The following is a 26,936-nucleotide window of genomic DNA, read 5'->3' on the forward strand; positions in this document are numbered from 1 at the left end:
CGCGGAGACCGCCGCGAAGGCCGGCCCCGGCGTGGAGGAGCCGGAACCCGTGACGGAACCGGTTGCGGGTCACGCCCGGGACCGCGTCCTCACCCCGCCTGTGCTGGCCGCCGAGAACCGCCGCAGGCTGCTGGAAGGCACGCACGACGACCCGCACGCCCACCTCGGCGCACACCTCACACCCGACGGCGCGCTCTGCTTCCGCACGCTGCGCCCGCACGCGTACGGCGTCACGGTGCTCGCTCTCGACGGGAAGCTGCGGGCGGAGCTGCGCGACGAGGGTGACGGCTTCTTCGCGGGTCAACTGACGGCGCCCGACGGGGAGATCCCCGCCTACGAGCTGCTCGTGCAGTACGGCGAGCAGCCCGGGGAGAACGACGCCCGCGTGCTCGATGCGTACGCGCTGCCGCCCGCCCTCGGCTCGTTCGACCTTCGTCTGATCCGCGAGGGCCGCCACGAGCACCTGTGGCGGGCGCTCGGCGCACGGACCATGACGCACTGCGGCGTGACCGGCACGCGCTTCACCGTATGGGCGCCGAACGCGCGCGGCGTGCGCGTCGCCGGGGACTTCAACGAGTGGGACGGCACGGCTTCGCCGATGCGGTTCCTGAGCTCGTCGGGCGTGTGGGAGCTCTTCCTGCCGGGCGTGGGCGACGGCACCGTCTACAAGTTCGAGGTCGTACGTGACGACGGCTCGCGGGTATTGCACGCCGACCCCATGGCCAGGGCGGCCGAACTGCCGCCCGCCAACGGCTCCGTCGTGCACACCTCCACACACAGATGGCGCGACGGCGACTGGCTCGACCGCCGCGGTGCCGGCAAGCCCCACTCCGCACCCGTGTCCCTGTACGAGCTGCACCTGCCCTCGTGGCGTCCCGGCCTGACCTACCGCGAGCTGGCGGAGCAACTGCCCGCATACGTGAGGGATCTGGGCTTCACACACGTGGAACTCATGCCCTGTGCGGAGCATCCGTTCGGCGGCTCGTGGGGCTACCAGGTCACGGGCTTCTTCGCGCCGACGGCACGGCTGGGCGGCCCCGACGACTTCAAGTACCTGATCGACGCCCTGCACAGGGCGGGCATCGGCGTGATCATGGACTGGGCACCGGCGCACTTCCCGAAGGACGAGTGGGCTCTGGCGCGGTTCGACAGCGCGTCCCTGTACGAGAACCCCGGTCCCCCGCGTGGTGGCCAACCCGGCCGGGAGACGCAGGAGTTCGACTTCGGGCGCCCCGAGGTGCGCAACTTCCTCGTGGCCAACGCCGTTTACTGGTGCGAGGAGTTCCACGTCGACGGGCTCCGCGTGGACGCCGTCGGCTCCATGCTCCGCCCCGGACACTCGCGCTCCTCAACAGAGCGTGGGCCCGAGTCCGTTGACGGCGTGGGGAATCCGGACGCGGTCTCGCTTCTCCAGGAGATGAACGCGGCGGTGCACCGCCGCTGCCCCGGCGTGATCACCGCAGCCGAGGAGTGCACGACGTGGGACGGGGTGACGCGGGCGACGAACCACCAGGGCGAGAGCGGCTTCGGCGGGCTCGGCTTCAGCTTCAAATGGAACACGGAGTGGATGCAGGACTCGCTCGGATACGCCGCGAGGGAACCGGCTCATCGCCCGTACCACCACGAGCAGTTGAGCTTCTCCATGGCCCACGCCTACGCCGAGAGCTACATCCTTCCGGTCCCGCACGACGAGGTGGGTCACGGCAGGGGTTCGCTGGTCTCCAAGATGCCCGGCGACTGGTGGGAGCAGCGGGCCACGCACCGCGCGTACCTGGGCTTCATGTGGGCGCACCCGGGCAAGCAACTGCTCTTCATGGGGCAGGAGTTCGCGCAGGGCACCGAATGGTCGCAGGAGCGCGGCCCGGACTGGTGGCTTCTCGACCCCTCCTACGAGGGCGAGGCCGACCACCGCGGGGTCCGGGATCTCGTGCGCGATCTCAACGCCGAGTACATGCGCAGCGCTGCGCTCTGGCAGCAGGACACCGACCCCGCCGGGTTCTCCTGGATCGAGGACGGCAGCAGTGTGACGGGCGCGGCCGCCGGCGAGAACGTCTTCGCGTTCCTTCGCTTCGACGCCGACGGCGGCCCGCTGCTCGCCGTCAGCAACTTCTCGTCGGTGCCGCTGCACGGCCACCGCCTCGGCGTCCCCCGCGCCGGCACGTGCTGGCGCGAGGTCCTCAACACCGACGACCTGCGCTACGGCGGCAGCGGGGTGCACAACTCCGCGCCGCTTCCGGCCGACCACGCCCCGGCACACGGACGCCCGGCCTCCGTCGCACCGACGCTGCCCGCGCTGGCGACGGTGTGGCTGCGCCCGGAGGCACAGGCGCGGTGACCGGCCGTGCCGTCACCGCCTGGGGATCCCCTTGGTGGTGACGGCGACGAGGTCGTGGCCGAGGTCGAACCGCACACCCTCCGGGTTCGTCAGCCCGGCGTCCTCGTACCAGGAGCGGTCGGCCTCGGGGTGCGGTCCCACCACCCCGACCTTCCCCGCGCCGTACGGGACGACCACTGCGGCTGCTCTGCCGTTGCCGTAGGTGGCGAGCACCGTCGAGTCTGCGGCCTTCTCGAGGGCGAAGTACGGACCGTCCTGGAAGTACACGTGCCGCTGCCGCCCCCGCCAGCGCACCGTGATGACCGTGTCGTCGGCGGTGCGGACGGATGCTCCGCGCGTCGCCGTGTACGCACCGGTGTCGCCCGGCAGCAGGCCGAAGCCCGGATCCCGGCCCGCCAGGTAGCCGCCCATGCAGAACCCGAGGTACCGGCCGCCCTCGCGCACCCACCTGCGGAGGGCCGGGGCTGCGCGCGGACCTCTTCCCACGCGGCGTCGACGTCGTCGGGGCCTCCGGCCTGTGCGTAGACGTCAGCACGCGCCAGGGACGCCGCCGAGAGCGGCACCTTCTCTCGCGGTCCGCAGTACGTCACGGCGAACGGCCGCGAGGCGCTGCGCAGAAGGGCCGCCACGGACTCCGCGCACCCGGGGCAGACAGCAGGCCCTCGGTAGACGAGCGCCCGGGGGCGTGCGCGGGTCTTTGCCCGTACGGGCTCGTCGCTGCCCGAACAGGCCGCGGTCAGCAGGGCGGCTGCCGCCGCATGCGCTCCCCGTGTCAGCAGGTGTCGTCGCTCCACGGTCCGATCATGCCGCTGTGGCCGTACCCCCGCAGAGTGCGGGGGTACGGCCACAGTCACCGGGACGGGACGCGCAGTACGCGCCGGTTCGTCAGCTCTCGTTCTTGGAGACCTTCACCGGCTCCTGACCGTCTCCGGAACGCTGCTCGGGAACGTCGCCGGCGGAACCGGGGCCGGCAGGGTCGGAGCCCTGCAGCAGCGACGACTCGTCGAACGGCAGCTCGCCGGCCAGCACCCGCTTCACACGCTCGTTGTCGATCTCCTTGGTCCAGGTGCCGACAAGGACCGTGGCGACCGAGTTGCCCGCGAAGTTCGTCAGGGCGCGCGCCTCACTCATGAAGCGGTCGATGCCGACGATGAGGCCGACGCCGTCGACCAGTTCGGGCCGGTGCGACTGGAGGCCCCCCGCGAGCGTGGCCAGACCGGCGCCGGTGACGCCCGCCGCACCCTTGGAGGCGACGAACATGAAGATCAGCAGTGAGATCTGCTGGCCGAGGGAGAGCGGGTCGCCCATGGCCTCCGCGACGAAGATCGACGCCATCGTCAGGTAGATCATCGTGCCGTCGAGGTTGAAGGAGTAGCCGGTCGGCACGGTGATGCCCACGACGGGCCGGCTGACGCCCAGGTGCTCCATCTTGGCGATGAGCCGCGGCAGCGCCGACTCCGACGAGGACGTCGAGAGGATCAGCAGGAACTCGCGTCCCAGGTACTTCAGCAGCGAGAAGAGGTTGAGCCCGGTGAACACCCTCAGGATCAGCCCCAGCACGCCGAAGACGAAGACGAAGCAGGTGATGTAGAAGCCGACCATGATGATCGCCAGGGACTTCAGCGCGTCCAGGCCCGTCTCGCCGACCACGGCCGCCATGGCGCCGAAGGCACCGATCGGGGCGGCCCACATGACCATCGCCAGGACGCGGAAGATGAGCCGCTGGAGGTGTCCGATGCCACGGAGGACCGGCTCGCCGGCCGGGCCCATCGCCTGCAGGGCGAACCCGACGAGCAGAGCGATCAGCAGCGTCTGGAGGACCTCTCCCTCGGTGAAGGCCGAGACCAGGGTCGTGGGGATGATGCCGAGCAGGAAGTCCGCCATCCCCTCGCTCGCGCCCTTGGCCTCGGCGGCGCCGGCGTCCCGCGCGGCGTCGGTGATCTGCAGGCCGCTGCCCGGGTCCAGGATGTTGCCGACGACCAGACCGATGGCGAGCGCGACCAGCGACATCACCAGGAAGTAGCCGAGGGCGAGGCCGCCGACCGCGCCGACCTTCGCCGCCTTACGCACCGAGCCGACGCCCAGCACGATGGTGACGAAGATGACGGGCGAGATCATCATCGTGATGAGGGCCACGAAGCCCTCTCCGAGCGGCTTCAGTTCCTTCGCCGTGTCGGGCGCGACGAAGCCCAGGCCGATGCCGAGCAGGACGGCGGCGATCACGGCCAGATACAGGTAGTGCGTGCGATCCCGCTTCGTCCGCGCGGGCTGCGCCGTAGTGGGCGGCGGTGTCTGCTGGGACACTTCGGGCTCCTCGTTCTGCGTGGTTGCGGCTCTGACTCGGTGCGAGTCCCGGTGACTATGCATCGTGAGGTGACGCCCGTCACGGTTGCGTGCATTACGTGCACGGAAATTCCACCGGGCAGACTGGCCGTATGCGCACTCCCCGCCCGCCGCGCCGTCCCCGCAGCCTGGCCGGCCAGCTCTTCGCGATGCAGGTCGTGCTGGTGGCGCTGCTGGTGGCCGGGTGTGCCGTGTTCGCGTACGTCACGGACCGCATGCAGGCCGAGGAGTCCGCGCGGCAGCGGGCGTCCGCCACCGCGAAGGCGACGGCGGACTCACCCTCCGTGAGGGAGGCGATCCGCACCGAGCGCCCGCAGGAGCAGCTGCAGCCGTACGCGGAGCAGGTCCGCCACGACACCGGCGTCACCTTCGTCACCATCATGGACACCGACGGCGTCCGCTGGACGCACCCCGATTCGGACAGGATCGGCGGCCACTTCGTCGGCCACCTCGGCCGGGCCGCCGAGGGCCATACGTTCCACGAGACCTACACCGGCACCCTCGGCCCGTCGGTGCGGGTGGTCACGCCCGTCTGGGACGAGGGCCGTGTGGTGGGCCTGGTCAGCGCGGGCATAGCCGTGGACACGATCACCGCGGAGCTGCAGAAGCAGCTCGTGCTGCTGGTGGGCGTCGCGGGTGCGGCCATCGCGCTGGGCGGACTGGGTACGTACGTGATCAACGCACGGCTGCGCCGCCACACGCACGGCATGAACGCGTCCGAGTTGAGCCGCATGCACGACTACCACCAGGCCGTGCTGCACGCGGTTCGCGAGGGGCTGGTGATGCTGGACGGGCAGAAGCAGGTCGCGCTCATGAACGACGGCGCCCGGGAGCTGCTGGGCCTGCGGAGCAGCGGGACCGGTGGCCCGGCGTCCGAGGCGTCCGGCGAGGGCGTACCCGGCGTGGTGGGCCGCAACGTGGCCGATCTGGGTCTGCCCCAGGAGTTGACCGGGGCGCTGCTATCGGCAGATCCTCGCGTCGACGAGGTCCACCTCACTTCGGACCGCGTGATCGTCGTCAACACCTCACCCGTGGACGGCGGCGAGCAGCGCGGCACAGTGGTGACGCTCCGGGATCACACGGAGCTCCAGTCGCTGGCCGGCGAGCTCGACTCCGTGCGGGGCTTCGCCGAAGCGCTGCGCTCCCAGGCCCACGAGTCCGCGAACCGGCTCCACGCCGTGATCTCACTGATCGAACTGGGGCGTACGGAGGAGGCCGTGGACTTCGCGACGGAGGAGCTCGAACTCGCGCAGGCGCTCACGGACAAGGTGGTGGCGGCGGTGGCCGAACCGGTGCTGGCCGCACTGCTGCTGGGCAAGGCGGCCGAGGCCAACGAGCGCGGCGTGGAGCTGTCCCTCACCCCGGACAGCCGCATCGACGACGGACTGCTGCCGCCCGGGCTTCCGCACCGCGACCTGATCACCGTCCTGGGCAACCTGATCGACAACGCGGTCGACGCCGCTGCGGCCTCCGGCCCGGCGCACGGTACGGACGCATCCGCCGAGGGCCCTCCCGCCGAGCGGCTCGGCACCGTTCCCGGGCCCCGCTCCCGACGCCCGGACGTCGTTCCGCGCGTGGGCGTCAGCGTGCGCGGCGAGACCGGAACGGACGGCGGCACGACGCTGCTGGTGAAGGTCACCGACACCGGTCCGGGGGTCTCGGAGGACGACACGGACTCGATCTTCCGGCGCGGCTGGTCCACGAAGCAGGACTCCGGCGGCGAGCCGGGGAGGGGGCGCGGGCTGGGTCTGGCGCTGGTCCGGCAGACCGTGCACCGGCACGGCGGCTCCGTGGACGTGGGAGCGGCGCCTGACGGCGGGGCCGAGTTCGCCGTCCGGCTTCCTCTGCGGGAGGAGGCATGAACGAGCCCGAGGAAGGACAGCCGATTCAGGTCCTGGTCGTCGAGGACGATCCGCTCGCCGCCGACGCACACGCCCTCTACGTCTCGCGCGTCGACGGGTTCGCCGTGGCGGCCGTCGTGCACTCGCGGGCCGAGGCGCTGCGCGCGCTGGAGAGGCTGCCGGTCGACCTGATCCTGCTCGACCTCTTCCTTCCCGACGGCAACGGGCTGGCGCTGCTCCGGGCGCTGCGTGCCGCAGGCCGCACTACGGACGTCTTCGCCGTGACCTCGGCGCGCGATCTGACCGTCATCCGGGAGGGCGTCTCCCTGGGCGTCGTGCAGCACGTGCTGAAGCCCTTCACCTTCCCGACTCTGCGTGAACGGCTGCTGCGCTACGCGCAGTTCCGCAGCACGACGAACTCCTCGGAGGGGGAGGCGAGGAGCCAGGCGGAGGTGGACCGGGCCTTGTCGGTGCTGCGTACGGCGCCCGAAGCGGCCACGCTGCCCAAGGGGTTGAGCGCCGCGACGCTGGAGTCGGTGACCCGCGCGCTGCGCGCTGCGGGGCCGGAGGGGCTGACGGCGAGCGCGGCGGCCGAGCAGCTCGGAGTCAACAGGATCACCGCGCGCCGCTATCTGGAGCACCTGGTCGAGGGCGAGAGCGCCGCACGCGCACCGCAGTACGGACACGTGGGCCGCCCCGAACTCTGCTACCGCTGGCGCGGCTGAGAAGGCGGCGCCCCCGGCTGTCGGCGACGGCCCCGGCCGTGCCCGGCGACGCTACGGCTGAGGCAGCCGGCGCGGTTCGAGGCGCTCCTCGGCTGCCGCGTCTCCGTCGCGTACGACGACGTAGGCGCCCTTCCCCTGTGTCTCCGGGTCTGTCTCCGTGACCGCTTCGACGAGCCGGGTTCCGCGGTAGACGAGGCCGACGCCGTCGTCGGTGCAGTGCGTCTCGGGGAGGGTCCCGTCCGCGACGAGCCGGTGCACGAGCGGGCGGCGCCCCTCGTCACTGTCGTAGTGGACGCCGTTGCCGTACGGAAGGAAGCCCAACGCGTCGGTCAGCGGGCGCAGTTCGGGCCCGAAGGAGTCGGTGGTGCCTCCCCGGAACCAGCAGATCGAACCGGCGCTGACGCCGCTGAGCACGACCCCGGCCTCCCACGCCTTTCGGAAGACGGAGTCAAGGCCGTGAACCCGCCAGATCGCCAGCAGGTTCGCGACCGAGCCTCCCATGACCCAGACGACGTCCTGGTCGAGGACGGCGCCCTCCATGTCCTCGATGTTCGGCATGGGGAAGAGATGCAGCGGCGTCAGGTCGAAGCCGGTGGCGCGGGCCGCCTCGTACATGCGCGCGGTGAAGTGTTCCGCGTCGCCGATCGCCGTACCGACGTACATGATCCGGGGACGGCGGCCGTGCGCTCCGGACAGGTCGACGGCGTGGTGGACGAGGGCGTCGAACTCCACCATGGTGCGGCGCCCGAGGCGGTGACCACCCGAAGTGGCAAGGACGGTGGGCTCATCGGCAGGCATGGCGGACGAGCCTACCGGCCCCGTTTCGGGGCGCGCGTGACATCGCTGCGGAGATCGTCTGGAACCTTTCCTTACTTTTCTATTGTCTGGACCAATACGCCGCGCTAGCGTGCCGCACCAGTTCCTCCGAAATCCCCATCCCCACCGACAAGTTGGGAGTTCGACGTGCGCCCCCACATCACGCCGCGCAGACATCTCGCCCTCACGCTCGCCGCCGCCCTCGCCTGCACCGGCGCCCTGGCCGTCGACGCGCAGGCCTCCAGCGGCAACGCCCCGCAGAAGGCACCCGCGAAGCCGGAGGCCGCCGCCCCGAGCGGCCTCAACGGGCCCTACCTGTACCTGGGTTGGGGCAACCCGCCCAACGCCGTGGACCTCATGAAGGAGACCGGCCTGACCCAGCTCACCATGGCCTTCATCCTTTCCGACGGCGGCTGCTCCCCCGCCTGGGACGGCAGCAGGCCGCTGGCCGGAGGCCAGGACGAGCAGACCATCAAGGCGGTGCAGGCCGCGGGCGGCGACGTCACTCCGTCCATCGGCGGCTGGAGCGGCAACAAGCTGGGCGAAGCGTGTTCCAGCGCCCAGGACTTGGCCGGCGCCTACCAGAAGGTCATCGACGCCTACGGGCTGAAGTCGGTCGACGTCGACATCGAGTCCACCGAGTTCGAGAGCGCGGACGCCCGGCAGCGCGTCGTCGACGCCCTCAAGATCGTCAAGGACGGCAACGCGGGCATCAAGGTCTATCTGACGTTCGGGACCACCCCGCAGGGCCCCAACGCCAACGGCAAGGACCTGATCCAGAAGGGCGCGGACGCCGGGCTGGACGTGGACGGCTGGACCGTCATGCCGTTCGACTTCGGTGACGGCACCACCGACCTGGCCGCCGCGACGCGGTCCGCCGTCGACGGTCTCGCGCAGACGGTGGGCGCGGCGTACGGCATCTCCACCGGCGACGCCTACCGCAAGGTGGGCTTCTCCTCGATGAACGGAATCACCGACGTCCAGGGCGAGTCCGTATCGCCCGACGCCTTCCGGTCGATGGTCGACTACGCGAAGGAACACCACCTGGCACGGGCCAGTTTCTGGTCGGTCAACCGTGACCGCCCCTGCGACGGCGGCGGCGCCGATTCGTGCAGCGGCGTCGATCAGCAGCCGTGGGAATTCTCCAAAATCCTTGCTGGATACACAGGTTGAGGATTCCGCGGCAACCCCTGAGCGGGCGTGGACATTCGGCCCGTCGGCGGCGTTGATAACAACGTTGTCACGGTGTTGAACTGCGCGTCTGCACGGCCATTGACCTGGACACGACGGACCCGGGAGATTGTACGGACAAAGCAGCCCCACGCGGCCTGCGGCCAACCCGGGCCGCCCCGGCCGTGGCCCCGAGAGAGGTCAGGCCCGTCATGCCCGTGCGTCCCACCACTCCGCTGGCCCTCAGTATCGCCGCCGTCCTCGCCGCAGGCATGCTCACCGCCTGCGGCGGGGGCTCGGGCAGCGACCCGAACACGATCAAGATCGCCTTCCCGAAGGACACGGACAACAAGGTCACTGTCAGAGACAACTATGTGAAGGACATGGCCAAGGAGTTCGAGAAGAAGAACAAGGGCAAGAAGGTCAAGATCATCCCGATCCAGGCGTCGGCGCAGGACTACGTCACCAAGCTCCAGCAGATGATGCGCTCCCCGAAGACCGCGCCCGACCTGGTCTACGAGGACACCTTCCTCATCAACTCCGACATCAAGAGCGGCTATCTCCGCCCGCTGGACGACTACATCGGCAAGTGGGGCGACTGGAAGCAGTTCGAGCCCACGGCGAAGACGGCCGCCAAGGCGCAGGACGGCAAGATCTACGGCGTCCCCGACGGCACGGACACCCGGGCGCTGTGGTTCAACAAGAAGATATTCAAGAAGGCCGGGCTTCCCGAGGACTGGAAGCCCAAGACCTGGGACGACGTGCTCAAGGCCGCCCGCACGATCAAGAAGAAGGCCCCGGACAAGATCCCGCTCAACGTCTTCACGGGCAAGGCGGTCGGCGAGGCCGCGGCCATGCAGGGCTTCGAGATGCTGCTCTACGGCACCGGAGCGGACCCCCTCTACGACCCGAAGTCGAAGAAGTGGGTCAAGGGCAGCAAGGGCTTCAAGGACACCCTGAACTTCGTCAAGACCGTCTACGGCGACGGCTTGGGCCCCGACGTCGACCAGGCCCTCAGCCCCACCATGCAGACCAAGGTGGTCACCGACCTGCTTCCCAAGGAGAAGCTCGCCATCGCGCTCGACGGCTCCTGGCTCGGACAGCAGTGGATCAAGACCGGCGGCAGCCCCTGGCCCGAGTGGGACGAGACCATGAGCATGGCGCCGATGCCGACCCAGGACGGGGCCGCACCCGGCGAGGTGAGCATGTCCGGCGGCTGGACCTGGTCGATCCCCCAGAAGTCCAAGAACCCCGAGCTGGCCTGGAAGATGATCCAGCACATGCAGAGCCAGAAGAACGCGGTCGAGTGGTGCGTGCGCGGCGCGCAGATCGCCGTCCGCAAGGACGTCGCCGCCGACCCGAAGTACCTGAGCTCGATGCCGGGCATCAAGTTCTTCACCAAGCGGGTCGAGCACAGCGAGTACCGCCCCACGCTGCCCGTCTACCCCCAGGTCTCCACCGCCATCACCGAAGCCATGGAGTCGGTGACGACCGGGGACTCGTCGGTGGGCGAAGCCGCCAAGTCCTATGACGAGCAACTCGAGTCGATCACCAACGGAGCGGTCACGTCCAAGTGAGCGCCACCGACATCGCAGTGCCCGTCGCGAAGGGGCCGGGCGGGGGCAGGAGCAGCAAGAACCAGGGACGGCGCGGCAATCAGGCGCGCGCCTGGCGCTGGCTGCCCATCGCCCCCGCCACCGTCCTGCTGCTGCTCTTCCTCGCCGGGCCCATCGCCTACTGCGCGTACATCGCCTTCACCGACATGCAGTTGACGGGGCAGGCCGAGGCCTCCTTCGTCGGCTTCGACAACTTCACGAAGGCCTTCGGGGACGAGAACTTCCGCAACTCCGTCATCCTCACGCTGGTCTTCACGCTCATCTCGTCCATCCTCGGCCAGAACACCCTCGGTCTGGTGCTGGCCTCGCTGATGGCGCGCTCGACGAAGACCATCCGGTCGGCGACCGGTGCCGTCGTCATCAGCGCCTGGGTGCTCCCGGAGATCGTGGCGGGCTTCTTGCTCTACACCTTCTTCAGCAAGGAGGGAACGCTCAACGAGATCCTGGCATGGCTCCATCTGCCGTCCCAGAACTGGCTGTTCACGCTGCCGATCATCGCCGTCTCCTTCGCCAACGTCTGGCGGGGGACGGCCTTCTCGATGCTGGTCTACTCGGCGGCGCTCTCGGAGATCCCCAAGGAGGTCACCGAATCGGCGGAGGTGGACGGCGCGGGCTCCTGGCAGCGGCTGTGGCACATCACCCTGCCGATGATCCGCCGCTCCATCGGCACCAATCTGATGCTCAACACCCTGCAGACGCTCTCGGTCTTCGGGCTGATCTGGGCCATGACGCGAGGCGGCCCCGGCAACCGCAGCCAGACGCTGCCGATCTTCATGTACGACCAGGCGTTCAACAAGTCCCTCATCGGTTACGGCACCGCGGTGGCGCTGCTCCTGCTGGTGGTCGGCGCACTGTTCTCGGTCGTCTATCTGCGCCTGATGCGCGAGGAGGTCTGAGACCCGCATGGCAGCCATCTCCGGAACCCCCGGCACCACGAAGGCCGCCGCCGGGGCGGCCCCCCGGCGGCGGCCCGTACGCCCCGGGTCGTCCCTCACCCGTGCCACGAAGCAGCGGCTCGCGGCCGACCTCGGACTGCTCGTCGTGATGGGGGCGTTCGTGCTCCCGCTGGTGTGGCTGATCTTCGCCTCGGTCGACACCGACCCGTCGATGAAGGTCGCCCCGCCCAGCTCTCTCACGCTGGACAACTTCTCGCGCGTGCTGACGGACGAGATCACCTTCACGCCGATGATCAACAGCCTGCTGCTGTGCGGCAGTGCCACGTTGATGACGGTCACGGCCGCGTCGCTGGCGGCGTATCCGCTCTCCCGCTACAAGGCACGCTTCTCCCGCCCGTACCTGCTGACCATCCTCTTCAGCACCTGCCTGCCGATCACCGCCGTCATGGTGCCGGTCTACGGGCTCTTCGTGCAGGTCAACCTGATCGACACCATGCACGGCACGTCCTTCTTCCTCGCCACGTCCCAACTGCCTTTCGCCGTCTGGCTGATGAAGAACTTCATGGACGGCGTGCCGGTGGCGCTGGAGGAGGCCGCCTGGACGGACGGCGCGAGCTGGTTCCAGGCGCTGACCAAGGTGATCCTGCCGCTGATGGGCCCGGGCTTCGCGGTCGTGACGGTCTACAGCTTCATCCAGATGTGGGGGAACTTCTTCGTCCCCTTCATGCTCCTCATCAGCCCCGAGCAACTCCCGGCATCGGTCAGCATCTTCACCTTCTTCGGCAACCTCGGTTCCATCGCCTTCGGTGAACTGGCCGCGTTCTCGATCCTCTACTCCACGCCCGTCCTGCTCCTCTACATCCTCATCGCCAAGCGCCTCGGCGGCGGTTTCACCCTGGGCGGTGCCGTCAAGGGGTGACTCGCGCGGACCGGTTCGGCCGCCCCGACACCCCGGCTGCGCCGTCGCCTTCGAGGCGGCGCCGCAGCCAGGCCGTGGCGATCTCGCCCTGTGCCGCCTGGAACCGGCGCAGAGTCGGCAGCCCGGGGGGCGCGGGCTGCCGGGAGTGCTGGACGAAGTAGCCGGTGAGCGCGGCCAGTACGGTCGTCACGGCCTCCGGGTCCGCGCCCCGCGACACCGGGTGCGCGGCGAAGATCTGCTCGGGGTCGCCGCCGCCCTGCATCGCCACGCTCGACAGCATCAGCAGCAGGTCGAACCAGGCGGCGGCCAGGCAGGCCGCCGGCCAGTCGACGAAGAGCACCCTTCCGCCGGTCAGCAGGATGTTGTCCGCCCGCAGGTCGGCGTGCGCCAGAGTGACGCCTTCCGCCGCACGAGGCCAGGAGGCCTCCCGGTCGGCCAGTTCGTCGAGGTGATCGCTCAACCACGGGTCGAGACCGGTCAGTTCGTCCGTCCCGTCGTCTTGCGCGCGGGACAGCCTGCGCCATCCCTGGAAGTCGTCGGCGTTCGCCTCCAGCACGGTCGGCGCCGTCACGGGGCTCGGAGTCACCGCTTCCGCGAGGTCGGCCAACGCACCGAGCACACGCGTCAGTTCGTCCCGCCGCCAGGGCTGGGCGGGCATCCGCCCTTCGACGTCCTCGTACAGCAGCGCGACCCAGGAGCCGTCGTCGTGGACGCCGAGAAGGCGCGGCGCGGGCACAGCCGTCGGAAGGGCCGCGGCGATGCGCGCCTCGGATCGGTGCATGCCCGGTGAGTCGGGGTTCTGCGCGGGGCTCACCGCCTTCACGAACGCACGCCGCCCGTCCGTCAGCCGCACCCGTGCGGCGACTCCCGGTGAGAAACCGCCGGGCTGGGTCACCGCCTGATCGACTGCCGCGCCGAGGAGCGCTTCGACCTCCAGCCGTACGGACGCCGGAACGCGGCCCCACGGGAGCCGCACCCCCTCCGCGGCGGGCGGGGGCGGCGCGGTGACCGCGGGATCCCTCTGCACGTCCGGATCGATGCCCATGGGCTCATCGTCGCGGAGCGCCTCAGCGCCCGCCAACCGATTATGGCCGCGCCCGCAGCCGGGCCGTCCGGGGCTCCGGCACAGCTGAGTTCCGCCGTCCCGGCGCGACGTCCGCTCTGATCACCTTGCGGCAAGCCGTCACGTGCCGACGGCCCACGGCGCACACTGAGGTATGGGATTCATCATCTTCATGACGCTGCCCGGCCTGGTCCTCGCACTCCTCGCGATGGCGGCCGTCGACCAGATCCTGCAGCGGATGGGCCGCGCGGGGCTGCTCCCGTGGCGGCGCTCGACGAGCGGCGGGCACGCCGGGATATCGGCGATCGCCTTCGAGGAGCTGGACGCGAGCCTGGGAGCGGGAGGAAAGCAGAACGAACTCAAGGAGCGGCAGACCGCGTTGATGCTGCGGGACGACGAGGAGGACGGCGCCCCGCCGAACCGCACCGTCGTGGATCTCGACAACGGGACCGCGGTCATACGGGCACCCGCGCCGCACTGACAGCATCAGCTCGGACCGTCCGCCCGCCGGGCAGCATGCCCGAGGTGCCGCCCGTGCACGCCTCAGTAGACGGACTCGGCCTCGTCCATGCGGTCCTGGGGCACGCGCTTGAGCTCGGTCACCGCGTTCGCGAGCGGGGTCATCACGATCTCGGTGCCGCGCAGGGCCGTCATCTGGCCGAAGTCGCCGCGGTGCACCGCCTCCACGGCATGCCACCCGAAGCGAGTCGCCAGCACGCGGTCGTACGCCGTCGGCGTACCGCCTCGCTGGACGTGGCCCAGGATGACCGGCTTGGCCTCCTTGCCGAGGCGGTACTCCAGCTCACTGGCCAGCCTGTTGCCGATGCCGACGAAGCGCTCATGACCGTACTGGTCGATGACGCCCTTCTCGTACGGCATCGAGCCCTCGGCGGGGTGCGCCCCCTCCGCCACGCAGATGAGCGCGAACTTCTTGTCCCGGGAGAAGCGCTCCTCGACCATCTTCACCAGGTCGTCCACCTCGAAGGGCCGCTCCGGGATGCAGATCCCGTGGGCGCCGGCGGCCATTCCCGCCTCGAGCGCGATCCAGCCCGCGTGACGCCCCATGACCTCGACGACCATGACGCGCTGATGCGATTCCGCGGTCGTCTTCAGCCGGTCCATCGCCTCGGTCGCGACGCCGACGGCCGTGTCGAAGCCGAAGGTGCGGTCGGTCGCGGAGATGTCGTTGTCGATCGTCTTGGGGACGCCGACGACCGGCAGGCCCGCGTCGGCCAGCATCCGGGAGGCGGTCAGGGTGCCTTCGCCGCCGATGGGGATCAGCGCGTCCAGACCGAGGCGGTCGATCAGCTCTTCGGAGTTGTCGCAGGCCTCGCGCAGGCGGTCGCGCTCGAGCCGGGCGGAGCCCAGGATGGTGCCGCCGCGGGCGAGAATGCCGGAGACCGAGTTGATGTCGAGCTTGCGGTGGCGACCGTCGAGGAGACCCGTGAACCCGTCCTCGAAGCCGATGACTTCGTCGTTGCGGTCGTGCACGGCCCGGTGGACGACGGAACGGATCACGGCGTTCAGACCGGGGCAGTCGCCGCCTGCCGTGAGGACTCCGATGCGCATGGGGGTTCCATCTCCTGGTCGATGATCGGCCGCGGTGCGGGCCGCCTTGTCCGGGTGGTGAGCCGAGGGGAGTGTTTCATGTCTTGAACGCAGGCTGCACGGCCCGTCCGCCCACCGGACGCCCTCGTCCGGAGCCGATCCTGGCCGCCAGGGCCTTTTACCCAGGCGCGCAGGTATTGTCAAGGACTTACGTGCGTCGTACATGCGGATTTCAGGGGAATCAGCCCGGGGACCAGCCATTCCACGGTCGGCCACTCGGTCCGGCCTCCCCACGACGAGAGGAAGAACACCTGTGGCGCGCAGCGTGTACGTGACCGGCATCGGTCGCGGTGACGGCCGGCAGGTCGTGGAGCTCGGAGTCATGGAGCTCCTCACCCGCCAGATTGACCGGGTGGGGGTCTTCCGGCCGCTGATGCACGACCGCTCCCCCTCCGGTGACCGCCTCTACGACCTGCTGCGGAGCCGCTACCGCCTCACCCAGCCCGTCGGCACCGTCTTCGGCATGGGATACGGGGAGGCAGCCGCCCTCCAGGCCGAGAAGGGCACCGACGAACTCGTCTCACGCCTCGTGGAGCGCTTCCACTCCGTCGCGGACGACTACGACGCCGTGCTCGTCCTCGGCACGGACTACGCCGACACCCAGCTCCCCGCCGAACTGTCGCTCAACGCACGCCTGGCCAACGAGTTCGGCGCGGCTGTGCTGCCGGTCGTGGCCGGCAACGACCAGAGCGCGGAGTCGGTGGCCTCGGAGGTCCGCAACGCCCACCACGCCTTCACCTCGCTCGGCTGCCACGTGGTGGCCACCGTCGCGAACCGCGTCCGGGAGTCCGAGGCGCAGGCGGCCTCCCGGCTCCTGGCCGATCAGCTGCCCGAGCCGGTGTACGTGCTGCCGGAGGAACCGGCCCTCTCGGCGCCGACCGTCGCACAGGTGCAGGACAAGCTGGGCGCGGAGATGCTGCTGGGCGATCCCGCGGGACTCGGCCGTGACGTACGAGACTTCGTGTTCGGCGGCGCCCACCTGCCGATCTTCCTGCCGGCCCTGACCGAGGGCTGCCTGGTGATCACCCCCGGGGACCGCGCCGACCTGATCGTGGGGGCTCTGGCCGCCCACGCCGCCGGGTCCCCCGCCATCGCGGGCGTCGTGCTCACGCTCGGCGCGCTGCCGGGCGAGGAGACCATGGCACTCGCCGCCCGGCTCGCGCCGGGCACCCCCGTACTAGGCGTGCCCGGCGGCTCGTTCCCGACGGCGGCGGAGCTGTTCGCGCTGGAGGGCAAGCTGACCGCCGCAACGCCGCGCAAGGCGGAGATCGCTCTCGGCCTCTTCGAACGCCACGTGGACACCCGCCAGTTGACCGACCGGCTCGCGGTCGTACGCGGTGAACGGGTCACCCCGATGATGTTCGAGCACGAGCTGGTCGAACGCTCACGATCGGACCGCCGGCACATCGTGCTGCCCGAGGGCGACGAGGAGCGGGTGCTGCGCGCGGCCGAGGTGCTGCTCCGCCGCAACATCTGCGATCTGACGCTGCTGGGCGAGCCCGACTCCGTACGCAGGCAGGCCGCCGAGCTGGGGATCGACCTGACACCGCTCGGCGACGGCGAACTGCCCACCGCCTCACAGGCGTCGGCCCGGATCGTCGACCCGCGGACCTCGCCGCTGCGGGAGCGATTCGCGGAGCTGTACGCGCAGCTGCGCGGCCACAAAGGCGTCACCTACGAGCTCGCTCACGACGTGGTCGCGGACGTCTCCTACTTCGGGACTCTCATGGTGCGCGAGGGGCTGGCCGACGGCATGGTCTCGGGCGCCGCCCACTCCACCGCGGCGACGGTCCGGCCCGCCTTCGAGGTGATCAAGACCCGTCCCGACGCGACCATCGTCTCCTCGGTCTTCTTCATGTGCCTGGCCGACCGGGTGCTCGTCTACGGGGACTGCGCCGTCAATCCCGACCCCGACGCCGAGCAACTCGCGGACATCGCCGTGCAGTCGGCGACGACGGCGGCCCGCTTCGGGGTCGAACCGCGCATCGCGATGCTGTCGTACTCGACGGGCACCTCGGGCTCCGGCGCGGACGTCGACAAGGTGCGCGAGGCCACGGAACTGGTCCGCCGGCGCCGGCCCGACCTGCTGGTGGAGGGCCCGATCCAGTACGACGCCGCGGTGGAGCCGTCGGTCGCGGCGACCAAGCTCCCGGGGTCCGAGGTCGCCGGAAGGGCGACCGTGCTGATCTTCCCCGACCTCAACACGGGCAACAACACCTACAAGGCGGTGCAGCGTTCGGCCGGCGCGGTCGCGGTGGGCCCGGTGCTCCAGGGCCTGCGCAAGCCGGTGAACGATCTCTCGCGCGGGGCGATGGTCTCCGACATCATCAACACCGTCGCGATCACCGCGATACAGGCACAGCAGAGCGGAAGCTCCGCCCCGCCGGCGACTCCATGACCTCGTCCGCGACCGTGAGCCGGTCGTGAGTCACCCGCCGCACGGCCTCGCCACGCTCCCCCACGCCCGCCACCAGCCGCCCGCAGAAAGCAGATCCGCCCGTGAGCGCCACCCGCGTCCTCGTACTCAACTCCGGCTCCTCGTCCGTCAAGTACCAGCTGCTGGAGATGGCGGACGGCACACGGCTGGCCGCCGGTCTGGCGGAGCGCATCGGGGAGCGGCAGTCGCGGCTGGTGCACCGGCCGCTGGCTTCGGGAGGTGAACGCCGGGAGCGCGTCGAGCAGTTCGCGGACCACGGTGCCGCACTGCGAGCCGTGGCGGAGGAACTGCGGGCCGACGGCCTCGGCCTGGACTCGCCCCGACTCGCCGCCATCGGGCACCGGGTGGTGCACGGCGGCCAGTCGTTCACCCGCCCCACCCTCATCGACGACGCGGTGCTCGACGAGATCGAGCGGCTGGTACCGCTCGCCCCGCTCCACAACCCCGCGAATCTGACGGGCATCAGGACCGCTCAGGACCTCAACCCGCACCTGCCGCAGGTCGCCGTCTTCGACACCACCTTCCACACGACGGTTCCGGAGTCCGCCGCCCGCTACGCGTTGGAGAAGACGACCGCCGACGAGTACCTCATCCGTCGCTACGGCTTCCACGGCACCTCGCACGCCTACGTCTCCCGACGGACCGCCGCACTGCTCGGCAAGGACCCCTCACAGGTCAACGTGATAGTGCTGCACCTGGGCAACGGCGCCTCGGTCTCCGCCGTCGAGGGGGGCCGATGCGTGGAGACCTCGATGGGGATGACCCCGCTTGAGGGCCTGGTCATGGGTACTCGTACGGGAGACCTGGACCCGGCCGTCGTCCTCCATCTCATGAGGATCGGAGGCATGACGGTCGACGAGGTCGACGAACTGCTGAACAAGCGGAGCGGGCTCGCCGGGCTGTGCGGGGACAACGACATGCGCGAGATCCGCCGCCGTGTCGAGGAAGGGGACGAGAACGCACAACTCGCGTTCGACATCTACATCCACCGGCTCAAGAAGTACGTCGGCGCCTACTTCGCCGTACTCGGACGTCTCGACGCCGTGGCCTTCACCGCCGGAGTGGGCGAGAATTCGCCTGCGGTACGCCGGGCGGCTCTGGCCGGGCTCGAGGGCCTGGGAATCCGCGTCGATCCCGCTCTCAACGAAGCCGAGGGCGCTGCGGCCGAAGGGGCCCGGCTGATCTCCCCGGGGGAGGCACGGGTCGCGGTGGCCGTCGTACCGACAGACGAGGAGCTGGAGATCGCACAGCAGACCTACGCGCTGGTCAGCGACGGAGAACCACAACAGCGCGGCGAGCCCGCGTGATCCACTTCACCCCCGATACGTTCCGCACTTGAACAAACCGTTAGGATCGTCCCATGCGCCGTTCCAAAATCGTCTGCACCCTGGGCCCTGCCGTCGACTCCTACGACCAGCTGAAAACGCTGATCGAAGCCGGCATGAACGTGGCCCGATTCAACATGAGCCACGGGTCCCAACCGGAGCACGAGGAGCGGTACGACCGCGTCCGTAAGGCCGCCGAGGAGACCGGAAGGGCCGTCGGCGTCCTCGCCGACCTCCAGGGCCCCAAGATCCGCCTGGAGACGTTCGCCGAAGGACCTGTCGAGCTGGTCCGCGGCGAGGAGTTCACCATCACCACGGAGGACGTGGCCGGTGACAAGACCATCTGCGGCACCACCTACAAGGGGCTGCCGGCGGACGTCAACAAGGGCGACACCGTACTGATCAACGACGGCAACGTCGCCCTCCAGGTGACCGAGGTGGACGGACCCCACGTCCGCACCATCGTCATCGAGGGCGGCGTGATCTCCGATCACAAGGGCATCAACCTGCCGGGCACCGCCGTCAACGTCCCCGCCATGTCCGAGAAGGACGTCGAGGACCTGAAGTTCGCGCTCCGCATGGGCTGCGACATGGTGGCGCTCTCCTTCGTGCGGGACGCCTCCGACGTCCGCGACGTGCACCGCATCATGGACGAGGTGGGCCGTCGCGTACCGCTGATCGCCAAGGTGGAGAAGCCGCAGGCCGTCGAGAACATGGAAGCGGTCGTCATGGCCTTCGACGGCGTGATGGTCGCGCGCGGCGACCTGGCGGTGGAGTACCCGCTGGAGCGCGTCCCCATGGTCCAGAAGCGGCTCATCGAGCTGTGCCGCCGCAACGCCAAGCCGGTGATCGTGGCGACGCAGATGATGGAGTCGATGATCACCAACTCCCGTCCCACCCGCGCCGAGGCCTCCGACGTGGCCAACGCGATCCTGGACGGCGCGGACGCGGTGATGCTCTCCGCGGAGTCCTCCGTGGGGCAGTACCCCATCGAGACGGTCAAGACGATGTCGAAGATCGTCGAAGCGGCCGAGGAGGAGCTGCTCAGCCGCGGACTCCAGCCGCTCGTACCGGGCAAGAAGCCGCGCACGCAGGGCGGCTCGGTGGCCCGCGCCGCCGCGGAGATGGCCGACTTCCTGGACGGCAAGGCGCTCGTCGCCTTCACCAAGTCCGGTGACACCGCCCGCAGGCTGTCGCGCTACCGCGCCTGCCAGCCGATCCTCGCCTTCACCACCGAGCCCGAGACGCGCAACCAACTCACCCTGAGCTGGGGCGTGGAGACCTACGTGGTGCCGCACGTGCAGCACACCGACGAGATGGTCGAGCTGGTCGACGCCGAGCTGCTGAAGCTCCAGCGCTACGACGCCGGCGACACGATGCTCATCACGGCCGGCTCCCCGCCCGGTGTCCCCGGCACCACGAACATGGTCCGCGTGCACCACCTGGGCGGCACGCAGAAGGGCTGAGGCGGCCTCATTGCGCCCGTGGCAACGGCAAGGGCCCGCGACCTCGTTGAAGGTCGCGGGCCCTGCTGTGTGCGGCTCCCGGTGAAGCTGGTGGTGGCCTGCCTCAGTCGATGCTCTGGCGCAGTCCGGGAACCGTGAGGTTCCCGCCGAACTGCCCTGCCTGCTTGACCTCGACGTTGGTGAAGTACGCCTCCGGGATGTTCAGCGGCGGCGGGTGCTCCGGGTCGAAGGTGATCGGGATCAGCCCGAAGAGGTTGCCCTTGAGCTCCTCCGTGTACATCGTGACCTTGCCGCCACGGATGGTGGACGTGGAACCCTTGGCCGCCTGGACGTGGTACTTGGTCCCGTCGGGGCCCTCGACGATCTGGTGCAGGTCGCCGATGTCCAGGCTGTTCGCGGTGAACTTCAGGGCCTGCTTCGTCTTCCCGTCCGCAGTACGGATGTTGACGACACCCTTGTAGTCCAGGCCGTGCAGGCCGAGCGAGCTGGCCTCCAGCTTCCACGACTCGTTGGGAAGCGTCGCGGGGGTCTGCTCGTCGTCCCCGGCGACCTTCTTCTCCTCGACGCAGGGGAAGCCCTTCTTGCCGTCCACCCGCTCCTTGGAGCCCGCCTTCTCGCCGGCCAGACCGCCCTTGGCACCCTCCGCGGTGTCCTCGGCGGTCTTGCCCAGCTTGTCGGTGGTGTCCTTGAGGCCGTCCCCGACCTTGCCGACCGTGTCCTCGATCGGCTTGGACTTGGAGGGGCCGGAGTCGGAAGGCGAAGCGCTGGGAGAGGCCTCGGCCTCCTCCTTCTTCTCCTCTTCCTTCTCCTTGGCGGCCTTCTCCTTGGGGCTGAGAATGTCGCCGATGGCATCGCCGATGCCGCCGAGGAGACCACCGTCGTCCTCGTCCTCGCCCTCTTCCTCGTCCTCCTCGGGGTCGGACGGGCTCGGCGACGGGTCGGGCTTCTCCGAACCGCCACCGCCTCCGCCGCCGGACGAGGGGGGTTCGGAAGGACTGGGCTCAGGCTTGTCGGAGCCGCCGGATCCGGGCTCGGAGGACTCGGAACCGTCGCCGGCCGAACCTTCCTCCTTCTCCTTCTCCGCCTTCTCCCTTTCCGCCTTCTCCTTGGCTGCCTTCTCCTTCTTCGCGTCTTCCGCTGCGTCCTTGTCGGGCTGGGACACGCAAGCGCCGCCCTTGAAGGGGTTCTTGGGCAGCGGTTTGGCGCTCGCCAGCTGGGGGGTGAGCCCCATACCCATCAGAACCGCGGAGGGCATCGCGGCGATGGCTATCGCCTTGCCCGCGGGGACATGAAGACGGGTCAGCAAGGGCTTCCGCGGAGCCGCGTGACGCGGTCCGCTTCTGCCGCGGCCGGCGTCGAGCGCTGATTGCGCCGACGAACCCGCCTCCTCATGCAACTCGTCACCCGGCACGGTGCCTCCCGTTCCCGTGGTTCGCATCGACTCCTGTGGAAGGAGCCGTTCCAAAGACTGAAAGGTCGTCCTGAGCCGTACCCGAGGGACCCCTGTCCGCCGGGCCGGAGCCCGAGGAGTAGGTGGGGCTCGACGCACTCTTCGCCGTCGTGTCCGCGCCCTCGGGTTCGTCGCCGCCGCCGCGCTTGGCGACCGGCTTACCGGGGCCCCAAGAGACGCCGAGTGCGCCACCGATCAGCCCCAGCAGGAAACCGATCATGAAGGCGCCGACGTTCGAGACGACCAGTGAAACCAGGGACAGCAGGATCGCCGCGATACCGGCGAACACCCGAGACTGGGGCTGGAACCACATCGTGAGTCCGAGTACGACCAGCAGAACACCGATGATCAGCGAGCCTGCGCCCGCCGTCGTCGACATCCGGATCGTCAACGAACCCAAGGTGAAGTTCTGATACGGGATGTACATGATGGGGATGCCGGCGAGAAGCGTCAGCATGCCGCCCCAGAACGGGCGCTGTCCGCGCCAGTCCCGGAACGAACTGCGCTTCTGGCCGAATCCGGAAGTCAGCCTTTGTCGCGTCTCGGCGCTCATGTCGTACAGCTCCTCGGGACTGGCACAAAGCTTGCGTTGGTGGAGCCGACTGCTCGGGCGCGGAGCAGCAAGGAGCAGCCGCTCCGCACCCGTTCAGTCAGTGAGTGCCCGTCAGTAGCACTCGTTCTTGCCTTTCTTCACGGCCATCTTGAGGCCGCTGAGCTTGAACGTACCGGCGGTGGTCGCCCAGGCGCGCTGCTTGACATCCGTGAATGTCGCGCTCTCGGCCTGCTGGGCGAACGAACCGGGCAGGTACTTGTCGCCCTTGTTCGGACCGGGACCCTTGGTGGTCTCGTCCGCGGCGACGCCGATGTCGACGTTCTTGAACGTCGCGTCGGCACCGATCTGGTCGGCGTCGACGTACAGCTTCTTGGCCTCGACCTCGGGGCCGCCTGCGGCACCCGCGCCCAGCTTCATCGTCACGTCGCCGAACGCCGGAACCGGCACGACGACGGACTGGCAAAGATTCCTGATCTTCGCCGAGTTGAAGCCGACGACAGCGACGGGCTTCTTGCCGACCTTCGTCGAGTCGACAGCGCCGTACTGGACGAACCCGGTGCCTTCGAGCCGGTCGGCAGCGATCTTGAACTGCTGGCCGGAAACGCTGAACGAAGCAGCAAGCGCACCCTGCGAAAGGGCCACGCCTATAGCTGCGGTGGCAGCGACACTCGGCACCATGACGACGGCGAACCGCTTCCATCTGGTCCCGCCACGAGCCAGGGACTCCATGACTTTCCTCCTTCTCGGACGTACATCTCCGGCCTGGACGAACCGCTCCTGAAACGGCCCGCTCCCTGACCTGGGATGGGAGAAGTGCTACGTCCTCGGGAAGGAGAGCGCCGTCATCGACAGACGTACGTATACGCCACGTCCGAGCTGTCGGCGATCACCCCCGAGCGACAACCACTGGCCACGCTCACGCGCAACCTGCTTTGTTCGGACAGGCTCTGCCGGTCGGCAGAGACCCCCCTGTCCGGAAGACCGGCGATGGTGCTGATGGGGCTGAAGCTTGCTGTGCCGGTCTGCTCGGTGGGGATCCAAGAACCGCGGTGCGCCGAATGGTTGCCGGGCTGCGGGCAATGGACCGAGCTTGGCCGATCGTGGTCTATCCGAAGGCTGCGCACAAGGGGGTGCGTTACCAGTGAGTAACGGCCAGATAACTGGACGGCGGCCGATCAGCATAGGGCAGACACACAGGGTCGTCACCCCCTGGTCGGGATGCCCGGAATCAACCTGGACATCAACGACCAAAGCTCACAACGTCACTTACTACGAGTAACAGCGACTGCGATTACCAAGTTTTGGTAAAACACAGCCGCTGATGTCGCTAAAACCATGTGTCGTGACGGTGCGTGCGCAACCGCACTCCCCCCTCAGAACAGCACGCGCGCAAGCGCGCTACGCGCAGTGACTACCCGTGGGTCATCCGGGCCAATCACATCGAAGAGCTCAAGTAGGCGGACGCGGGCGGTTTCCCGATCGTCTCCAGAAGTCCTTTTCACCGTCTCCACAAGTCGCCCGAAAGCATCCTCGACATGACCGCCCGCCATGTCCAGGTCCGCCGCCTTCAGTTGGGCCTCGGCGTCGGCCGGCCTGTCCGCGGCGTCCTTGCGCACCTGCTGCGCGTCCAGACCCTGTACCCGGTTCAGGAGTTCGGCCATGGCGAGTCCGACACGGGCCTCGACGTTTGCGGGGTCGGAGGAGAGGACGTTCTGGTACGCCTGCACGGCGCCGTTCAAGTCGCCCGTGTCCAGCGCCTGCTGGGCCGCGACGAGCGCCGGGTCCTCCGGCTCCTCGGGAGCCTGCGGAGGCTGCTCCTCGCCCTCGCCCTCCTCCGCGACGCCCTGCAGGCCCGTGATGCCGAAGCGCTCCTCGGAGACCTGGATCAACTGATCGAGCGTCTGGCGGATCTGGGCCTCGGGCGCAGCGCCTTGGAAGAGCGGCAGCGCCTGCCCGGCGACCACGGCGAACACCGCGGGGATGCCCTGGACGCCGAACTGCTGCATCAGCATCTGGTTGTTGTCGGCGTTGATCTTCGCGAGCAGTACGCGCCCGGCGTACTCCCGCGTGAGGCGCTCGAGCACGGGCGACAGCTGCTTGCACGGCTCGCACCACTCGGCCCAGAAGTCGATGACGACGGGCACCTCGGCCGAGCGCTGAAGGACCTCCGCCTCGAATCCCGCCTCGTCGACGTCGATCACCAGGCTCGCCGGGGCCGCGGCCCCACCCTGCTCGGCGGAGCGCGCCCTGGCCTCTTCGGCCTTCTGCTTGGCCTCTCCGGCCGCCTTCACCGCGGAGAGGTCGACCACTCCGCTCATGGACATGTTGCGTGGCTGCATGAGTAACAGTCTCCCCCTTTCCCGCCGTGCTGTGTGCCGGGTCCCCAACCGGCGCGTGGTCGTCGCATCGGAGCGCCCTTCCGATACGGCTCGTATCGTATAAGGCGTGCCCCCCGGTCGCGCAAGTCCCGCCCCGCGGCGCTCACGCAGGTACCGATTGCGCCGTGCCGCATACCGCCCGATATGGTCTGTCGCCATGCCGTCCACCGCCCCCACACCCCGCCGCGTAGGCAGGCCCCGCAGCGCCGAGGCCGACGTCGCCATCATGGACGCGACCCGCGCCGCGCTGGTCGAAGTCGGCTGGAGCAAGCTCACGATGGGGTACGTCGCCGCTCGGGCCGGCGTCGCCAAGACCACCCTCTACCGGCGCTGGGCGAACAAGGGCGAACTCGTCGTGCACGCCGTGGCCGCCCTCTTCGACGAGCTGGAGCTGCCGGACCGGGGGAGCCTGCGCGCGGACATCGAAGGCGTGGTGCTCTCCTTCGCCACGATGCTCCAACGACCCGAGACCAACGCGTCGTTGATGGCCGTCGTCGCGGAGTCCACGCACGACCCGGTGCTGCGGGAGCACGTCCGGGAAGCCATCGTCGACCGCCAGAAGCACCTGGTGTTCCAGGGCCGTGAACGCGCGCAGGCGCGTGGCGAGTTGCCGCCGGACATGGGCGACAGCGCGGAGGCGAGGCGGCTGGTCGACCTGATCTTCGACGTCATCGCCGGTGCGGTGGTGCACCGCACCCTGGTCAGCGCGGAACCGGTGGACACGGAGTGGGCGCAGCAGTTCACCACGCTCCTGATCCACGGTCTCGCTGCGGCCTCCTCCCCCGGCGGCCCTCCCGGCTCACCCGCCTCTCCCGGTGGAAGCACGGACTGACGCCGCGCGCCGACCCGCACCTCCCTCCGCCCCCTCGGCGCATGGTCGCCCGGTGAGCGTCAGCCGGTCGCCCTGTGACCGTCAGCGGCGGCGTGCGGCGCCACGTGCACGGCGCAGTCCGTGAACGGCTGCGACAGCGGCCAGCACGGCGCCCCCGGAGACCACTGAGGAGACGGGCAACGCGAAGGCCAGAACCAGGCATCCCGTCAGGCCCACGGCGGGAACCACCGGATGCGGGCGGCCCTCGGACGGGGTGAGCGTCCAGGCGGAGGCGTTGGCGATCGCGTAGTAGGCCAGCACGCCGAACGAGGAGAAGCCGATGGCTCCGCGTACGTCCACGGCCGCCGCCACCACCGCCACGACCACGCCGATCACGAGGGTGGCCCGGTGCGGCACTTCGAACCTCGGGTGGACGGCCGCCAGTACGTGCGGGAGATGACGGTCACGGGCCATCGCCATCGCCGTGCGGGACACCCCGAGGATCAGCGCGAGCAGCGCGCCGAGTGCGGCCAGCGCGGCCCCCACGCGCACGACCGGCTCGAGAGCGGGCACGCCGGCGGAGCGGACCGCATCGGTCAGCGGAGCCGTCGTACCGGCCAGGTCCGCCGGTCCGAGCACGCTCAGCACCGCCAGCGCGACGGCCCCGTAGACGGCCAGGGCGATGCCCAGCGCGAGCTGTACGGCGCGCGGAATCACACGTGCGGGATCACGGACCTCCTCCCCCAGCGTGGTGATGCGCGCGTATCCGGCGAAGGCGAAGAACAGCAGCCCCGCGGCCTCGAGGATCCCCGCGGAGCCGGTGCCCGAGCCGATGGCCAGCCGCCCCGCACGTGCCTCGCCGGAGGTGAGGACGGCGGTCACCACTGCGGCGAGAACGGCCAGGACGAGGGCGACGAGTACGCGGATGAGCCAGGCGGACTTCTGCAGCCCCGCGTAGTTCACGGCCGTGAGCGCCACCACCGCCGCGCATGCCACCGCATGCGCCTGCGACGGCCACGCGTAGGACCCGACGGTCAGCGCCATCGCCGCACACGAGGCGGTCTTGCCCAGGACGAAGCCCCACCCCGCGAGGACGCCCCAGAACTCCCCCAGCCTCTCCCGCCCGTAGACGTACGTGCCGCCGGAGGACGGGTACCGGGCGGCCAGCCGGGCGGAGGAGAGGG

Annotated in this window: 22 protein-coding genes; 12 read left to right on the top strand and 10 right to left on the bottom strand. The window is 69.7% G+C overall.

The features are described from left to right. Positions 1 to 2,335, top strand: a 2,335-nt coding sequence (glgB, locus tag H5J26_RS11725) for a 1,4-alpha-glucan branching enzyme (protein ID WP_419183782.1), incomplete at its 5' end; no start/stop codon positions are given. A 12-nt stretch (positions 2,336 to 2,347) separates the two neighbouring features. Here glgB and H5J26_RS31440 read toward each other — a convergent pair. Beyond that, positions 2,348 to 2,779 (bottom strand): hypothetical protein, encoded by a 432-nt coding sequence (locus tag H5J26_RS31440; RefSeq protein WP_235980642.1) that lies wholly within the window; start codon positions 2,777 to 2,779, stop codon positions 2,348 to 2,350. Positions 2,780 to 3,220: 441 nt separating this feature from the next. After that, complete coding sequence (locus H5J26_RS11735) at positions 3,221 to 4,639, bottom strand: cation:dicarboxylate symporter family transporter (RefSeq protein ID WP_309237875.1); 1,419 nt, start codon at positions 4,637 to 4,639, stop codon at positions 3,221 to 3,223. Between the two features lie 131 nt (positions 4,640 to 4,770). On the opposite strand from H5J26_RS11735, the gene H5J26_RS11740 reads away from it, so the two are divergent. Together H5J26_RS11740 and H5J26_RS11745 are read left to right on the top strand one after the other, a co-directional pair. Next, on the top strand, positions 4,771 to 6,540 hold the full coding sequence (locus H5J26_RS11740; RefSeq protein WP_181765741.1) for an ATP-binding protein: 1,770 nt from the start codon (positions 4,771 to 4,773) through the stop codon (positions 6,538 to 6,540). Continuing rightward, positions 6,537 to 7,244, top strand: a complete 708-nt coding sequence (locus tag H5J26_RS11745; RefSeq protein ID WP_181765742.1) for a response regulator — start codon at positions 6,537 to 6,539, stop codon at positions 7,242 to 7,244. The genes H5J26_RS11740 and H5J26_RS11745 overlap by 4 nt, the downstream gene beginning before the upstream one ends. 51 nt (positions 7,245 to 7,295) lie before the next feature. On the opposite strand, the gene H5J26_RS11750 is transcribed toward H5J26_RS11745, so the two are convergent. Beyond that, on the bottom strand, positions 7,296 to 8,042 hold the full coding sequence (locus tag H5J26_RS11750) for a peptidase E (protein ID WP_181765743.1): 747 nt from the start codon (positions 8,040 to 8,042) through the stop codon (positions 7,296 to 7,298). 165 nt (positions 8,043 to 8,207) lie between these two features. Here H5J26_RS11750 and H5J26_RS11755 point away from each other — a divergent pair, with 165 nt between their 5' ends. The 4 genes from H5J26_RS11755 (at position 8,208) to H5J26_RS11770 (ending at position 12,661) form a co-directional block, all read left to right on the top strand. Next, complete coding sequence (locus tag H5J26_RS11755) at positions 8,208 to 9,233, top strand: chitinase (protein WP_309237876.1); 1,026 nt, start codon at positions 8,208 to 8,210, stop codon at positions 9,231 to 9,233. Positions 9,234 to 9,448: 215 nt separating this feature from the next. Next, complete coding sequence (locus H5J26_RS11760) at positions 9,449 to 10,807, top strand: extracellular solute-binding protein (protein WP_309237878.1); 1,359 nt, start codon at positions 9,449 to 9,451, stop codon at positions 10,805 to 10,807. 101 nt (positions 10,808 to 10,908) lie between these two features. After that, complete coding sequence (locus H5J26_RS11765; RefSeq protein WP_210771231.1) at positions 10,909 to 11,742, top strand: carbohydrate ABC transporter permease; 834 nt, start codon at positions 10,909 to 10,911, stop codon at positions 11,740 to 11,742. Between the two features lie 7 nt (positions 11,743 to 11,749). After that, positions 11,750 to 12,661: a carbohydrate ABC transporter permease gene (locus H5J26_RS11770; RefSeq protein ID WP_181765745.1), complete on the top strand. Its 912-nt coding sequence runs from the start codon at positions 11,750 to 11,752 to the stop codon at positions 12,659 to 12,661. Here the strand turns inward: H5J26_RS11770 and H5J26_RS11775 are convergent. Then, positions 12,651 to 13,706: a phosphotransferase family protein gene (locus tag H5J26_RS11775; RefSeq protein WP_181765746.1), complete on the bottom strand. Its 1,056-nt coding sequence runs from the start codon at positions 13,704 to 13,706 to the stop codon at positions 12,651 to 12,653. The genes H5J26_RS11770 and H5J26_RS11775 overlap by 11 nt on opposite strands. A 172-nt stretch (positions 13,707 to 13,878) precedes the next feature. On the opposite strand from H5J26_RS11775, the gene H5J26_RS11780 reads away from it, so the two are divergent. Further along, positions 13,879 to 14,205 (top strand): DUF6191 domain-containing protein, encoded by a 327-nt coding sequence (locus H5J26_RS11780; RefSeq protein WP_181765747.1) that lies wholly within the window; start codon positions 13,879 to 13,881, stop codon positions 14,203 to 14,205. A 62-nt stretch (positions 14,206 to 14,267) separates the two neighbouring features. Here H5J26_RS11780 and H5J26_RS11785 read toward each other — a convergent pair whose 3' ends face one another. Continuing rightward, positions 14,268 to 15,293, bottom strand: coding sequence for an ATP-dependent 6-phosphofructokinase (locus H5J26_RS11785; RefSeq protein WP_181765748.1), 1,026 nt, complete (start codon positions 15,291 to 15,293; stop codon positions 14,268 to 14,270). A 292-nt stretch (positions 15,294 to 15,585) separates the two neighbouring features. Here H5J26_RS11785 and pta point away from each other — a divergent pair, with 292 nt between their 5' ends. From pta to pyk, 3 genes are all read left to right on the top strand, one after another. Then, a complete protein-coding gene (gene pta, locus H5J26_RS11790; protein WP_181765749.1) occupies positions 15,586 to 17,730 on the top strand; it encodes a phosphate acetyltransferase in 2,145 nt (714 codons plus the stop codon). 101 nt (positions 17,731 to 17,831) lie between these two features. Next, entirely contained in the window at positions 17,832 to 19,076 is a 1,245-nt protein-coding gene (locus H5J26_RS11795; RefSeq protein ID WP_181765750.1) for an acetate kinase, read from the top strand. A 53-nt stretch (positions 19,077 to 19,129) separates the two neighbouring features. Then, positions 19,130 to 20,560 carry a pyruvate kinase gene (gene pyk, locus H5J26_RS11800; protein WP_181765751.1) on the top strand — a complete coding sequence of 477 codons (1,431 nt, stop codon included), beginning with the start codon at positions 19,130 to 19,132 and terminating at the stop codon, positions 20,558 to 20,560. A 103-nt stretch (positions 20,561 to 20,663) separates the two neighbouring features. Here pyk and H5J26_RS11805 read toward each other — a convergent pair whose 3' ends face one another. The 4 genes from H5J26_RS11805 to H5J26_RS11820 all read right to left on the bottom strand — a co-directional run bounded on the left by H5J26_RS11805 (position 20,664) and on the right by H5J26_RS11820 (position 24,902). Further along, positions 20,664 to 21,866, bottom strand: coding sequence for a hypothetical protein (locus tag H5J26_RS11805; RefSeq protein ID WP_235980643.1), 1,203 nt, complete (start codon positions 21,864 to 21,866; stop codon positions 20,664 to 20,666). A gap of 94 nt (positions 21,867 to 21,960) precedes the next feature. Further along, positions 21,961 to 22,563 carry a DUF6114 domain-containing protein gene (locus H5J26_RS11810; protein WP_181765752.1) on the bottom strand — a complete coding sequence of 201 codons (603 nt, stop codon included), beginning with the start codon at positions 22,561 to 22,563 and terminating at the stop codon, positions 21,961 to 21,963. 111 nt (positions 22,564 to 22,674) lie between these two features. Beyond that, a complete protein-coding gene (locus H5J26_RS11815) occupies positions 22,675 to 23,292 on the bottom strand; it encodes a DUF6230 family protein (protein WP_181765753.1) in 618 nt (205 codons plus the stop codon). A gap of 644 nt (positions 23,293 to 23,936) precedes the next feature. Then, positions 23,937 to 24,902 carry a tetratricopeptide repeat protein gene (locus tag H5J26_RS11820; protein ID WP_181765754.1) on the bottom strand — a complete coding sequence of 322 codons (966 nt, stop codon included), beginning with the start codon at positions 24,900 to 24,902 and terminating at the stop codon, positions 23,937 to 23,939. Between the two features lie 196 nt (positions 24,903 to 25,098). Here H5J26_RS11820 and H5J26_RS11825 point away from each other — a divergent pair, with 196 nt between their 5' ends. Further along, a complete protein-coding gene (locus H5J26_RS11825) occupies positions 25,099 to 25,773 on the top strand; it encodes a TetR/AcrR family transcriptional regulator (protein ID WP_181765755.1) in 675 nt (224 codons plus the stop codon). Positions 25,774 to 25,854: 81 nt separating this feature from the next. Here the strand turns inward: H5J26_RS11825 and H5J26_RS11830 are convergent. Then, a partial coding sequence (locus tag H5J26_RS11830; protein ID WP_181765756.1) for an APC family permease occupies positions 25,855 to 26,936 on the bottom strand: 1,082 nt, incomplete at its 5' end.

Source organism: Streptomyces albidus (ex Kaewkla and Franco 2022), assembly GCF_013870515.1.
GTDB classification, from domain to species: domain Bacteria; phylum Actinomycetota; class Actinomycetes; order Streptomycetales; family Streptomycetaceae; genus Streptomyces; species Streptomyces albidus.

Bases quoted from the DNA above. Each gene is read 5' to 3' on its own strand.
- H5J26_RS11825 (WP_181765755.1), top strand. From the start codon at position 25,099: ATGCCGTCCACCGCCCCCACACCCCGCCGCGTAGGCAGGCCCCGCAGC.
- H5J26_RS11770 (WP_181765745.1), top strand. From the start codon at position 11,750: ATGGCAGCCATCTCCGGAACCCCCGGCACCACGAAGGCCGCCGCCGGG.
- H5J26_RS11780 (WP_181765747.1), top strand. From the start codon at position 13,879: ATGGGATTCATCATCTTCATGACGCTGCCCGGCCTGGTCCTCGCACTC.
- pyk (WP_181765751.1), top strand. From the start codon at position 19,130: ATGCGCCGTTCCAAAATCGTCTGCACCCTGGGCCCTGCCGTCGACTCC.
- H5J26_RS11745 (WP_181765742.1), top strand. From the start codon at position 6,537: ATGAACGAGCCCGAGGAAGGACAGCCGATTCAGGTCCTGGTCGTCGAG.
- H5J26_RS11810 (WP_181765752.1), bottom strand. From the start codon at position 22,563: ATGAGCGCCGAGACGCGACAAAGGCTGACTTCCGGATTCGGCCAGAAG.
- H5J26_RS11775 (WP_181765746.1), bottom strand. From the start codon at position 13,706: ATGGGCATCGATCCGGACGTGCAGAGGGATCCCGCGGTCACCGCGCCG.
- H5J26_RS11785 (WP_181765748.1), bottom strand. From the start codon at position 15,293: ATGCGCATCGGAGTCCTCACGGCAGGCGGCGACTGCCCCGGTCTGAAC.
- H5J26_RS11750 (WP_181765743.1), bottom strand. From the start codon at position 8,042: ATGCCTGCCGATGAGCCCACCGTCCTTGCCACTTCGGGTGGTCACCGC.
- H5J26_RS11740 (WP_181765741.1), top strand. From the start codon at position 4,771: ATGCGCACTCCCCGCCCGCCGCGCCGTCCCCGCAGCCTGGCCGGCCAG.
- H5J26_RS11815 (WP_181765753.1), bottom strand. From the start codon at position 23,292: ATGGAGTCCCTGGCTCGTGGCGGGACCAGATGGAAGCGGTTCGCCGTC.
- H5J26_RS11820 (WP_181765754.1), bottom strand. From the start codon at position 24,902: ATGCAGCCACGCAACATGTCCATGAGCGGAGTGGTCGACCTCTCCGCG.